Source organism: Psychrobacter sp. L7 (assembly GCF_002810365.1).
Taxonomy (GTDB): Bacteria; Pseudomonadota; Gammaproteobacteria; order Pseudomonadales; family Moraxellaceae; genus Psychrobacter; species Psychrobacter celer.
Genome location: NZ_NEXR01000010.1, coordinates 64,284 through 77,046 on the forward strand (window position 1 = coordinate 64,284; position 12,763 = coordinate 77,046).

10 protein-coding genes are annotated in these 12,763 nt (G+C 47.8%); 3 read left to right on the plus strand and 7 right to left on the minus strand.

The genetic code is table 11. The features are described 5' to 3' along the window. Positions 1-145 precede the first annotated feature (145 nt). Positions 146-262: a DUF2474 domain-containing protein gene (locus tag CAP50_RS12955; RefSeq protein ID WP_372046312.1), complete on the plus strand. Its 117-nt coding sequence runs from the start codon at positions 146-148 to the stop codon at positions 260-262. Between the two features lie 116 nt (positions 263-378). On the opposite strand, the gene murU is transcribed toward CAP50_RS12955, so the two are convergent. Together murU and CAP50_RS09955 are read right to left on the minus strand one after the other, a co-directional pair. Then, positions 379-1,122 (minus strand): N-acetylmuramate alpha-1-phosphate uridylyltransferase MurU, encoded by a 744-nt coding sequence (gene murU, locus CAP50_RS09950; RefSeq protein WP_075100683.1) that lies wholly within the window; start codon positions 1,120-1,122, stop codon positions 379-381. 108 nt (positions 1,123-1,230) lie between these two features. Then, a complete protein-coding gene (locus CAP50_RS09955; protein WP_075100773.1) occupies positions 1,231-2,313 on the minus strand; it encodes an aminoglycoside phosphotransferase family protein in 1,083 nt (360 codons plus the stop codon). 398 nt (positions 2,314-2,711) lie between these two features. Between CAP50_RS09955 and CAP50_RS09965 the strand changes: the two genes are divergently transcribed. Both CAP50_RS09965 and CAP50_RS09970 read left to right on the plus strand, forming a co-directional pair. Next, positions 2,712-5,966 carry an LPS-assembly protein LptD gene (locus CAP50_RS09965; protein ID WP_241900741.1) on the plus strand — a complete coding sequence of 1,085 codons (3,255 nt, stop codon included), beginning with the start codon at positions 2,712-2,714 and terminating at the stop codon, positions 5,964-5,966. Between the two features lie 174 nt (positions 5,967-6,140). Further along, positions 6,141-7,526, plus strand: a complete 1,386-nt coding sequence (locus CAP50_RS09970; protein WP_100749884.1) for a peptidylprolyl isomerase — start codon at positions 6,141-6,143, stop codon at positions 7,524-7,526. Between the two features lie 180 nt (positions 7,527-7,706). On the opposite strand, the gene CAP50_RS09975 is transcribed toward CAP50_RS09970, so the two are convergent. The 5 genes from CAP50_RS09975 to CAP50_RS09995 form a co-directional block, all read right to left on the minus strand. Next, a complete protein-coding gene (locus CAP50_RS09975) occupies positions 7,707-8,447 on the minus strand; it encodes a MauE/DoxX family redox-associated membrane protein (protein ID WP_100749885.1) in 741 nt (246 codons plus the stop codon). A gap of 106 nt (positions 8,448-8,553) precedes the next feature. Next, complete coding sequence (locus CAP50_RS09980) at positions 8,554-9,024, minus strand: DUF305 domain-containing protein (protein ID WP_100749886.1); 471 nt, start codon at positions 9,022-9,024, stop codon at positions 8,554-8,556. 126 nt (positions 9,025-9,150) lie between these two features. Further along, positions 9,151-10,146, minus strand: a complete 996-nt coding sequence (locus CAP50_RS09985; protein ID WP_075100678.1) for a copper resistance protein B — start codon at positions 10,144-10,146, stop codon at positions 9,151-9,153. A 163-nt stretch (positions 10,147-10,309) separates the two neighbouring features. Then, positions 10,310-12,013 carry a copper resistance system multicopper oxidase gene (locus CAP50_RS09990; protein WP_100749887.1) on the minus strand — a complete coding sequence of 568 codons (1,704 nt, stop codon included), beginning with the start codon at positions 12,011-12,013 and terminating at the stop codon, positions 10,310-10,312. Between the two features lie 56 nt (positions 12,014-12,069). Further along, on the minus strand, positions 12,070-12,666 hold the full coding sequence (locus CAP50_RS09995) for a DUF411 domain-containing protein (protein WP_446737510.1): 597 nt from the start codon (positions 12,664-12,666) through the stop codon (positions 12,070-12,072). Between the last annotated feature and the right edge of the window lie 97 nt (positions 12,667-12,763).

Sequence of the window (12,763 nt, forward strand, 5' to 3'; positions counted from 1 at the left end):
TAGTATATGTGCTAAGTCAGAACAAGCAGTATGAGAAACAAGTAGCATCAGAGAAATGACAGCTAAAAAGTGACAGGCCACCGCAAAAGGTGGCGGTCACTACGCCCGCCCGTATGGCGTATCTATAAAAAGATAGGAGACGAATATGAAAAAGCTCAGTAAAAAGCAATCACAATGGGCATGGTTTATTGGTCTATATATCGCGGGTTTTTTGGTGATTTTTACCATTGCCCAATTGATTAAGCTGGCTATGGGTGTCTAGCTCATAGATACCTAGCGTTGGGTAACCCACCCTTTATGGCTTATCGTGCCTTAGCAAACGAAAAAGCAGCGCCACAAATGGTCGCTGCTTTTTTATTGTCCTATAGATAGTGAGCACTAAGCGCCTTGATGACTGGCGGCTCCTTTATCATCGATAAACTCATTGACTTGCGCCAAACGTTCAGGTGTGCCAACGTCTATCCAGTTATCTGCTATCACCTCGGCGGTGATTTGAAACTTCATCATCGCCTGCTTGAGCAGCGGCGCCAGTGCCGCTGGCTGACCTGAGGCCAACCCATCGACCAGTCTTGGCGACATCACGCTGATACCAGCAAAGGTATGTTTGTCTGCATTATCAATCGGCTGCTCGCTGGCAAGACCATTGTTAATGGCAAAATCCCCGCCACTATTGTGCTCTGGATTGTCAATCAGCAATAGATGCGCGCGCTGATCCGCCCCCAGCTTATAGTCAATCAATTGCGAAAAATCATAAGTCGTCCACACATCCGAGTTGACTAAAATAAACGGCTCATCTCGTAGCTTGGCTGCCTGCAGCGCCTGAAATATCCCTCCTGCCGTCTCCAGTGGCTCATCGCTTTCGACCGACCAATGCAGGGTCACGCCATATTGCGCCCCGTCACCCAACCTCTCTATCAGGGTATCGGCGAGCCATGAGGCGTTGATAGTGATATCGGTAATACCAGCCGCTCGTAGTGCCTTGATATGCCAGACGATCAGCGGCTGACCGCCCACCTCTACCAAAGGCTTGGGAGTCTCTAAGGTCAGCGGCCGCAGACGCGTACCCTTGCCAGCTGCCAAAATCATTGCTTGAGTAATCGTTGCTTGGTTGGTCTCAGACATGTGCGCTCCGTGTTTTTGTTTTTGTTATTGCTTTTTAAATACTGCTAAATACTGCCTAGGGCGTGCCTTCAATTCACTCGGTAGTTATCTAAACGGGCTAAAAATGGCCTAAATATATTGCTGCACAAACTGACGCTGATACGCTGGCAATATATGCTCTCTTAGATAGTCATTGAAAGGTGCCACCGCTTGCTGCATCTGCAGGCTACCATGCGCCTCCAACCATTCTAGCTCAACCATAAAATCGCGCATCACTTTCGGAATATCGGCCAAATAGCGGTCTTTGCCATCACGCTGCGATAGGCGCACAAAGATTCCCAGTACCTTTAGATGGCGCTGGACACCCATGACATTCATATCGTTTTCAAACTGCGCGATATCGGCAGCTGTGCTCAAGCCTGCTTGCTTTTGTAATTGCCAAAAATCACGCGTCCATGCAGATATCTGCGGCTCAGACCACTCCACATAAGCATCACGCAGCAGCGATACCAAATCATAAGTATAAGCGCCAATCACCGCATCTTGAAAATCAATCACCCCCAAGCGTGAGTGATCGGCTTGATCTTGCATCAAGTTGCGGCTGTGATAATCACGATGGACGACGACTGCTGGCTGCTGCAAAATCTCTTGTATCAATACCGCTTTTAGCGCCCGCCACAGCTTTGGATCAACTGCCACGCCGATATATGGCATAAACCATTCACTAAACAAATCCATCTCTCGGTCTAGCAGTGCACTGTCATAATCAGGCAGCTGATGCTCAGATTTTGCTTGTTCAACAGAGAGTGTTTGTAATGCGACCAACGTCTGCATGGCCAGCTGATAATGGCGATCGACTTGCTCGGGCGTGGCTTTAACTAGTAAATGAGCAAACTCTACCGTACCAAAGTCTTGTAGCACCAAAAAGCCTTTTGCCACATCCTGCGCAATCAGCGTTGGCACATTGATCACAGGTGCCATCAATTTGGCGACATTGATAAACTGACGCATGGCGTCTTGTTCATCAGCCGAATCCATGACAATATAACGTGCCGCTTGCGATTGGGGCTCTGTTGTCAGCTGCAGGCGATGATACTGACGCGCGCTGGCATCCCCTGGCAGACTCTGTAAATCAAAGGTCTGCTCTGTAAAGACTGCTTGTAGCCAGTCGTGCAATTGCTGCTGGCGGCTGTTGGGTAGCGGCTGGGTCATAGGGCTCTCTAAAATCGTATTATCGGTTATAAAAAAGTAAATGTCGGTGGTCAACAACTAAAGTAGTGATAAGTCTGGCAAAACCTTGCTAAAATAGTGACGCCTATCTTGGTCATCATCGCTTTTATTGGTAGATAAGCGCGCGTTTGGCACGATGGCTACTGCTGAGCATAAATGCAGCAGCCTGTGCTCATCTTATAATTTTTGGTAAATAGTGTAGCTGATTTGGTTTTTTTTGACTATGATTAGTCGTCATTATATGTAAAACCGCCTGACTGTTGACACCATTTAGCATAATAAGGTCAATCTGTCGGCGCTGATGTATGACAGTATCTAAAAGATACGGCCACTCAATTACGTATCGCAATCTAACCGGCTCTGCAATCATAGGTGTGCCCTTGCTATATTCTTCGCTCTACCAAAGCATTCGTTTGATCTTATTTGGCGCGTTAGGTTTATCGAGCCTTGCGGTCAATGCCGCACTCAGCGAGGCAGAACCACAGACACAAACGACCAAGCCACTGTCTGCGGATAGCGCGCACCGTCCTGCTTATCTAGCAGCAAATCAGGCTGCCAGTCGCGCGGCAAAGGACACCCACCATGCTTTTGACCAAGATATCCGTTATCCTCAAAGCGCTCTTACGCCCAGCGCAAAAAATCCGACTGTAAACAATGCCCGTGCAAAAAACGCCCATACATCGAGCGATAGCGACAGTACGCCAAGCCCGTCACTGGGGGCAACAGCGATCAATAACCACGGCAATAGCAATGACGACAGTAGCGTCTCAGGCTCTGCCTTGCCGCCAGCATTTGTGCCAGCCCCTGCGATACCCGACACGCTCGATGCGCAGTATGGCGGCGTTACATTTTTTGATGAGCCTACCGGCACCATTAATACCGACAATACCTCCCTACAAACGCCTGAGCAAGTGGCCAGCACTCTAGATATCGATACCACAGCCACTATGGCTCACCATGCCAATCCTGAGGTTAATACCAGTAACAGTATCCATTACAACGCTGGCGCTGATACCCATAACGATAATAACAATACTGATACCCCTAACAGCGACGAGAGTATTCAAGACAGCCTCAAACGGTTGGCTGATTTTTATGAGCTTACACCTGAAACTGAGACAGCGGCACCAAACATCAATAGCAGCATGAGTCTGCCAGACGATGAAACAAACGCGCTACCAGAGGCGCTCATGCCGAGTGTACAAACCATTTCAAAGGTTGGCCGCAATCTAGAGCTGCTGCCTAGGGCAATCGATAGTGCCCAGCGCTGTGAAGGTCAATGGGTCTATCCTAAACGCAACCCCAATTATCAGCGGGCAGTCAATGAAGCAGGCGGCATCAATGGACAAACCGCGCCGAATGTCAGTGAGATACCAAACCAGCAAGCGCCGCTATTTTCAGAGTCAGACTACGGCTATTATGACAACGTCGACTATGCTGAGCTATCAGGCAATGTCATTATCAACCAAGGCACCCAGCATATCGAAGCTGACAAAGTATTGCTGGATTTGGGCAGCGGTGTGGCGGCAGCGCAAGGCAAAGTCATGTTTACGGACAAGGCAACTGGCAGGCGAGCCGCGCAGCGCAAGGCAAACCAAACCCAAGTCAATTTGACAGACAAAGCGACTCAAGGCGGCCTCATCGGGGTGGCAGATAGCCTCAATTACAACACCGAAACAGGCCAATCCACCGCCAAAGACGTGGCGTTCGCCAGTGTCGAATTACAAGCTCACGGCTATGCCAAGCAGCTAAACAGACCCAATGAGACGCAGTATGAGCTCGATGAGGTGATGTTTAGCACCTGCCCACCGACCAATCGAAAATGGCAATTTGACGCCAAAAGCATCGATTTAGATACCGACACCGGTCGCGGCGAGGCATATAACACGACTTTTCGTGTCGCCGATGTGCCCGTATTTTACTTGCCTTATTTTAACTTTCCGATAGACAGTCGGCGTAGCAGCGGGTTTTTGTTACCCAGCGCCAGTGTCAGTAGTGAAAACGGCTTAGAAGTTGATGTGCCTTATTATTTTAACTTAGCGCCCAACTATGATGCCACGCTCAACACGCACATCTATACCGATCGCAACCCTATGCTATCAGGTGAGTTTCGTTATTTGACCGAAAACTACGGCGAAGGTATCTTTAATGGCTCTTATTTGCCAAGCGACCGAGAGTATGGTGATGAAGATCGCAGTAGCTTTTTTTATGATCATGCATGGTCTTCTAAGAGCATTCCGCGGTTGAGCGGCGATGCCAAATACAGCTACGTGTCAGACTCAGATTATCTCGATGATTTTGATACCCTCGGCTTATCTGATAGTACGGTAAACTTACCAAGACGGGCGCGCCTAAACTACTATAACGACTATGTCAGCGGCGAGCTCAAAGTTGAGACTTTTCAGACGCTCGATGCGTTCAATGGTGATGGCGAGGCGTTGCAAGATAAGGACAAACCGTATTCACGCTTACCGCAGCTAAGCGTAAACTATCGCCTGCCCACCGCCAATAATTTTCATATAACTGGCGTCCATGACTCCGCTTATTTCAAAAAATCCATCGATGATGGCTCAGAAAACGAAAAAAGCGGCACACGTCTTTATAATAAAATCAGCGCCGTCTACCCTATCGAAAGCTCATGGGGCTATGTCAAACCCAAGCTCAGCCTCCAGCACCTGTATACGTCTTATGACGAAGACAGCTTGGCAGACAATCAGCTGAGTAAAGAAGATGGGAGCCAGTCAGTCTTTGTACCGCAGGCCAGTATCGACGCTGGACTGAACTTCTATCAAGCAGGCTCACCATTTGGCGCATTTGATGAGACCATGGGCGGTTACCGTTTGCTCAGCCCGCGCTTAAAGTACACCTACTCGCCATACAAAGATCAAAACGACATCCCAAACTTCAACACCCGTATCGCCTCTATCAACTATGAGCAGCTATTTTCTGACAGTTGGTTTTTAGGTCACGATCGTCTGCAAGATTTGCACGCCATCACACCGGGTATAAATTATCGTTACATCGATGCAACGGGTGTGACACGTTTTGATGGTAGCATTGCAGAGCAGTTTTATATCGACAATGGACGCGTAACCTTAGAGAATGAGCAGCCAGTCTTTACCTCTTCGTCTTCAGGAATGGTGTGGAATACCAGTACGCAGCCTTATAACAACTTTTGGGTCGATGTCAGCGGCGCTTTGACCAATGACTATGACCTAAATTATGTGACCACTGAGCTGCGTTATCAGCCATCGGACAATAGTTTGTTTAACGTCGGGTTTGTCAAGCGTCAGCGTGACGAAAACACCGATCAGCTGCCATTGTCTGCCTTTACCGCCTCCGCCATTTTTCCTATCAACAATAATTGGCGAGTATTGGCACAGGGTCAATACGATTATAACCGTGATAAAATGCTCGACTCTTTAGTCGGTGTCGATTACGAAGACTGCTGTTTTGGTTTTGCAGTTTATGGTCGTCGTTACTATAATGACCTCAATGTAAAGGACGAGCCAACCCAAGCGGTGATGGCTGAGATTAGACTAAATGGTTTGGGCAGTGGTAGCAGCCGTTTGACCCGCCTGCTCTCTGACAAAATCTTAGGTTTTGAGCCTGTACAAAACGCTTGGAAAGACTAAGACATGATAGGTACTATGTGACGCAGCAATGATACTGTGGGGCAATGGTACCGATATTTATAACCCTGTATTTTTAGGCTTTTAGGGACAACCCTGTCTATTATTTGATTATTAAGTGTATTGGGTAGAGTTAACCGACTACCATCCGATGCGATGACATTGATGAGGAGCATCATGAGATTTTTTTCTGTACGTCAGACCAGCCGCGCGGTACTGCTATCTATGGGTGCCAGCATTGCGCTCACTTTGAGTGCTCAAGCGGCAACCGTCAAGCCTGCGAGCGTCCAAGCGGCTGATCCAACCAGCACCAGTCGTTTAACACCAGTAAACAGTACCGACGGTATCATCGCTTTGGTCAATGAAAATGCTATCTTAAAAAGCGAATTGGTTGAGGCCATCCAGCAAACTCAGGCGCGCGCCCAAGCCGCGGGCGAACCGATAGCCAACTCAGCACAGCTACAGTCTGAAGTACTAAACGCCCTTATCTTGCGTGAGTTGCAATTATCCATGGTCCAGCGTATCGGTCTAAACCCTGATGAAGCCGCTATCAATCAACGTCTTGGCCAAATCGCACAGGCTGAAGGCTTAAATAGTATCGCCGCCTTGCAGCAGCGTCTAGATACTGCCCAAGCTGGTAGCTATGCTGCTCTGCGCGCGCAATTGATCGAAGACGCCGCTATTCAGGCATTGCAGCAGCGCCAAATCAGTAGCCGCGTACGCATCAGTGAGCAAGACATTGATGCGTTTTTGGCCTCACCTGAAGCCAAACGCCTAAACCAAAGTGAATACCAAACCATTCATGTGCGCGTGCCTTATATGGACGACTATAGCCGCCTATCCGAGGCGCAGCGCGAAGAAGCGCTAAAAGTCGCTCAAGCCCTACGTACGCGCCTGCTTACGCCAAATGTCGATGTCACAGAGGCCATCGCCGCCAGTCAAGGCAGCTACTCCATCCCGCTCCAAGGTGGCGACATGGGCTTTCATAAAGCAGCATCTCTACCGACAGAGCTATCTAGCGAGATTACCAAACTCGATGTGGGCGCCGTCAGTGCACCGCTTATCACACCAGAGGGTATCGACATCATTAAACTGGCTGACAAAAAAGCCAGTGACACCATGCTGGTACCGCAGTGGCATACTCGTCATATCCTCGTCAAAGTCGATGAGCTACAGACAGACGCCCTCGCCGAACAAAAAATCAATGACTTATACGAGCAGCTACGCAGTGGCGCTGACTTTGCAAGCTTGGCCTCGACCTACTCAGATGATCCAGGCTCTGCCGGACGTGGTGGCGATTTGGACTGGGTTAGTGAAGGCGATATGATAGGCCCATTTGAAGCCATGATGAAAAACACCACCGTGGGCGACTACTCTGCTCCTTTTAAAACGCAATTTGGCTGGCATATCCTGCAAGTCGAAGGCAAGCGTCAGCAGGACGTCAGCGACGAATATCGCCGCAATATGGCACGTCAAGCCCTGTATCAACGCCTAGCGCCGCAAGCAAAAGAAGACTGGCTCCAAGAGCTACGCGCGGGCGCTTATATCCAAGTGCTTGGCTAAGTGCCTATCGGTATATAAGCATAAGCTGTCGTATAAATATCGACAAAAACACCACTGTCAAAAAAAGGGTACATGCCAGCGCTTGTACCCTTTTTTGTTGCTTAGTAGGCGGCAGACTATCGTAAGAAACACACCTAGCGCTTATATTTTTATTATTAATTCAATCGATTACAAACACGATTATAAAAACCTAACCAGCATATAAACCCCCATAGCGACCATCATGATGTTTTCGGTCAAAGACACAAAACCAAGCGGTACATTTGAGTTACCGCCCACGCAAGCACACTTAAGCTCACGCTTGTCTATATAGACTGCTTTGAACACCGAGACGCCATTGATACCGCCGATAACTATCGCAACGACAGCCGCTATGATACTCAGCCATGCCACACCTGCTAGCATGGCAATACCGACAAAAGCCTCGGCGAAGGGATAAACATACGCATAGCGCACAACTTTGCGTGCCAATAAATCATAGCCCAAAAACTGATTGGTAAAGCTTTCTAAATCTTGTAGCTTTTGAATGGCAAGCACAATCATCGATAAGGCGATAAACCAGATAAGCGTTTGTATTGTCAATAGCGTACCGATCATGCCCCAAGTCAGCGAAATGCTGGCCAGTGCGGTGGTGGCAAATATGGCAATCACTGGCGTGTAGCTAAAGCCATCCTTTTGAGTAACCTTTTTACCAAAGTAGGCTTGCAGGTCATCATAGCCACCTACGCGCTCGCCATTAATAAGTATTTGCGGGGTGGTAGTAACATTGAATTTGTCTTTGACCGCTTGCGTCTCAGCATCGCGGGTTAAGGGTTTGTCCTCAATCTCATAGCCTTTACGCTGTAACAAATCGAGCGCCTTTAGCCCAAAGGGGCAAACGTGATCGGCTTTTACCATACGGTAGACGGTTGCTGTTTTCATGCTCAATACTCCCTTTACTTTATCCTCACCGATAGCTCAGTGTGCAAACGTTGTAGTCAGTACGAATATGGACACATCAGCGGTCAAACCCGCTGCCTTTGCTCGACTACTCTAGCTCTTTTATCAGCTGCTGCATCTCACCGATTTCGCGCTTTTGCGCTTTGATGATGTCATCGGCCAATTGACGAACACGCGGGTCATCGATATCGGCGCGCTCACTGGTCAAAATAGCGATAGAGTGGTGCGGTATCATCGCTTGCATCCAGTCGACTTGATCGACGGTTTGTTGTGAGCGCACGCCCCATATGCCAAAGGCAAATAGCACGACACTTAGCCCATAAACCATCAAATTGACTTTGGTTTTTTTGTACATATTACCCATAAAGGCAAGCATAATGACTGCCATCATTGCGCCCATATATAGCGCCATATAGGCACGCGTTTCACTAAAATAAACGTGATCCCATTGATAAGTATTAAAGTACATCATGATGTACATGACGATGGTCGAGGTAAGTATCATCAAAAAAAACTTCAGATACGGGTTCATTTGCGATTTATTATTATTCATATCCATGTGATTATCTCCATAAATGACACCTATATGGATAGATGCCAGTAATGAGCGTTATATTAATCTTAAGGCAGTTAGTAAGCACGCCTTTACAAAACTGATAGACTAAGACTGAAGTGCGGGTCTAAATCAAAACCAAAATTTCACCCCTGCCGTGACGCTACTGGTATCAACATCTTCGTTGTTTTGGCGACGTAAGTCTCTTGTATCTGATAATGCTGTCTCGTAGCTAAAACCCACATAAGGGGACAGCTGACGACTAAGCATCTCATAAGTGAGCCGAATCTCAGTTTCTAACTCATTAAAGCCTTTGGTAATGTTATTGTCAGTATCATCCTTGCTAAATACCGTTAACCCAGCTTCTGGGATTACCACCCAATGCTGGTCTAAGCGCCATTCATACTCTGCACCAAGGTCAAGCTGGACTTGACCGTCGGTATAAACATAGGCTCTAGCATCCGTCTCAATAAAGTAAGGCGCCGTGCCGGTAATACCAGCCATCAGTGCTGATTTGTCGTTTTCGGTATTATAAGCGGCGCCGACTTCGCCGTTCCAAAAGACACCAAGCGGTTTCCAGTAAGACAGCGAGCTTAGGCTATCGATGGCTTTATCGTCTTTGGTCTCGGCGCTACCCTCGGTACGCAATCTTACCCGATGACTATCATCACCATACCAGCCTTCGAGCTCAAAGTTGACGGCATCCTCTTCAAACTGATAGCCCAAATCATCTACCGATATGCCCCAAGTCGGCAGGCTACCCATCATCACCGGCTTACCAAATTCACCATAGCCTATGCCATTGGAGTAATTAGGACTACGCGCATCAGCTGGCGGCTCACCGCCTTGCATGCCAGACATATCCATATCGTCATGACTCATACCGCTGTGATCCATATCCGACATATCCATACTGCTATGGTCCATACCAGACATATCTATCTTATCGCCATGATCCATACTCGACATATCATCTGTCATATCCATACCGCTATGGTTCATATTCGACATGTGCATACTGCTGTGCTCCATATCTGACATGTTCATTTCGGCTGCTACTAAGGGTGACGCTAGCAATGCGAATGATGACACGCCGATGAATGGCAGACTTTTTTTAATGGTTTTCATAATGAGCCTCATATAGTCTATTTATTTTGAAAAAACACAGTGAGGCTGCTAGAAATTTTTGCAGCCTCTGTCTGCGTAGGCACAGCACGCAAGAAAATTTTTATCAGCCTCACGCCATGACTCTTACCTGTATATTCTTCAGATAAATTAAATTCCACCATTTCTATACAACAGCCACTTCTCTAAACATACCTGCTTCCATGTGATAGAGCAGATGGCAATGCCAAGCCCAGCGTCCCGCCTCGCCCGTCACATCAAAGCTCACCTTTTGCGCAGGATGTACCAATATCGTGTGTTTACGGACTTGAAAGTCACCACTAGGCGCGCGCAAATCACTCCACATACCGTGCAGATGCATTGGATGGCTCATCATGGTGTCATTAACTAAGGTAATGCGCACGCGCTCATTAGGCTTAATATTGACAGGCGGCGCGTCTTTAAACATGATGCCATCGAGCGCCCAGATATAGCGCTCCATGTTACCTGTTAGATGAATCTCAATCTCACGCGTGGGTGTGCGCTGCTCGCTCATGATCTCATTGCCAACAGAACGCAGCTGGCTATACGTCAGCACCTCTCTGTCGATGTTACGCAGATTAATCCCAGGATCATTGAGATTCATCCGCGGACTATCGACGCGCATATCGGTCTTAAAGTCATACTCGGTCTTGGCATGGTGTGCGTCATAACCCTTGTCGCCCATCGCCCCCATCATATCGGCCATGGTGAGCCACTCGATACCATCCATCTGAGGCGTGGCAGCACGAGCGCCTTTTTTAGTGGCTAAAGTTGCGGTCACATAATCGGTGCGATCGATGTTTTGCGCAAAGATAGTATGGGCGTCTTTAGTTGGCGTGACGATGACATCATAAGTTTCAGCGACGCCAATCCGAAAATCATCGACTTCTACTGGCGCGACATCATTGCCATCAGTACCGACGACTTTTATCTTCAGACCGGGTATGCGCACATCAAATATCGTCTGCGCAGAGCCATTGATAAAACGTAGCTTAACGGGTTGTCCTGCTTTAACAAGCTGCGCCCAATTCGCCTTAGTCGTTTTACCATTGATCAGATAAGTAAAGGTTTTCTCACCTGATAAATCACTAAAATCAGTCGGCATCATACGCATCTGATTCCACATTTTGCGCTTATCAAAAGCGGCCTCTATATCGGTGGCGGCAATATCGGAGAGGAGTTTTTTAAAGTCAGGCAGATGATAGTTATCAAAGTCAGCGCGCTGCTTGAGTAGTTTGAGTAACGTATGCGGATCACGGTGCGTCCAATCACTGAGCAAAATCACATGATCCTCTGCCACCGGATAACGCTCAGCGGCTTTTGGCTCGATGACGATCGCGCCGCGCATACCCGTTTGCTCCTGAAAGCCCGTGTGCGAGTGATACCAGTAAGTACCCGATTGCAATAGTTTGAATTTATAAGTAAAAGTGCTATTGGCGGGTATACCATCAAAGCTAATACCCGGCACGCCGTCCATCTCAAAAGGTACGAGCAGACCATGCCAATGAATAGAGGTCGGCTCATTCATCTGGTTATGCACGCGAATGATGACCGTATCGCCCTCTTGCATCTTCAGCGTTGGCGCAGGTAGTGAGTCATTAATCAGCGTGGCCATACTGGATTTTCCATTAACGATAACAGGCTTTTTGCTGATATATAGATCGAACTCATCACCCGTCAAGATAGGCACTTGATGATCGGGTCTATCGCTGTTAATAACCGCCTTGTTTTGCGAGTATGCAAGAGTACTATTAGCTATCGTTGGCAGGCCAGATAACATGGACGCCCCTACCAAGGCGGACGATCCTGTCAAAAAATGACGTCGGTTGAGCGTATTTTTATTATTCATAAGATGACTCGTAATAAGGAATTAATAAATACTAAAATCTCTAAAAACGCTTCAAACTATAGTTGCTGCTGCGGCGACTCAATTTGTGCATAAACCGTGCTGCTACCGTCTTTGTTAATTTGCATGATTTGATACGGATCAAATCTGTTTTGATACTCCATACCTGGACTGCCCATAGGCATACCCGGCACCGCAAGGCCAATCGCACCGCTTGGTGGGTTTGCTAAAAACTGCGCCACATATTTGGCTGGTACATGACCTTCAAACACATAACCATCACTCGTCACTGTAGTATGGCAAGAGCGCATATTATCAGGCACGCCGTAGCGCTGTTTAAACACCGCCAAGTCGCTGACATCTTGCCCGTCTGCCGTCATACCATGTTCCTCGGCATGACCGATCCATTCTTTACAGCAGCCACAATTGGCATCTTTGTAAACGGTGGCCGAGACGTTTTGTAAAATGGTTGATGATGGCTGCAGGTCTGATGCCTTTGTGTTTGACGCTGGGCTTATAGTCTCTACTGGTACTTGTGTGCTCGCCGTCGTTTGCTTATCAGCCGCATCGACATCTGGCTGACTACAAGCCATCAGCCCAACGCTCGCCGTCAATAAAACAACGCCGCCCAACCACTTATGGTCTGTATTAAACATCATGCTTTTATCCTTTTTTATCCCATTGCCTTGTATCAGATAATACTGTAGAGCGGGCGGCCTTTCACTAAGTCAACAGCCGTTATAAATGCGGCGG

What these genes read in the sequence shown, in the direction of transcription:
- CAP50_RS09985 (WP_075100678.1), bottom strand. Translation starts at nt 10,146, where the DNA reads ATGAAAACCATTAAAAAAAGTCTGCCATTCATCGGCGTGTCATCATTC.
- CAP50_RS09975 (WP_100749885.1), bottom strand. Translation starts at nt 8,447, where the DNA reads ATGAAAACAGCAACCGTCTACCGTATGGTAAAAGCCGATCACGTTTGC.
- CAP50_RS09955 (WP_075100773.1), bottom strand. Translation starts at nt 2,313, where the DNA reads ATGACCCAGCCGCTACCCAACAGCCGCCAGCAGCAATTGCACGACTGG.
- CAP50_RS09980 (WP_100749886.1), bottom strand. Translation starts at nt 9,024, where the DNA reads ATGGATATGAATAATAATAAATCGCAAATGAACCCGTATCTGAAGTTT.
- CAP50_RS09990 (WP_100749887.1), bottom strand. Translation starts at nt 12,013, where the DNA reads ATGAATAATAAAAATACGCTCAACCGACGTCATTTTTTGACAGGATCG.
- CAP50_RS12955 (WP_372046312.1), top strand. Translation starts at nt 146, where the DNA reads ATGAAAAAGCTCAGTAAAAAGCAATCACAATGGGCATGGTTTATTGGT.
- CAP50_RS09970 (WP_100749884.1), top strand. Translation starts at nt 6,141, where the DNA reads ATGAGATTTTTTTCTGTACGTCAGACCAGCCGCGCGGTACTGCTATCT.
- CAP50_RS09995 (WP_446737510.1), bottom strand. Translation starts at nt 12,666, where the DNA reads ATGTTTAATACAGACCATAAGTGGTTGGGCGGCGTTGTTTTATTGACG.
- murU (WP_075100683.1), bottom strand. Translation starts at nt 1,122, where the DNA reads ATGTCTGAGACCAACCAAGCAACGATTACTCAAGCAATGATTTTGGCA.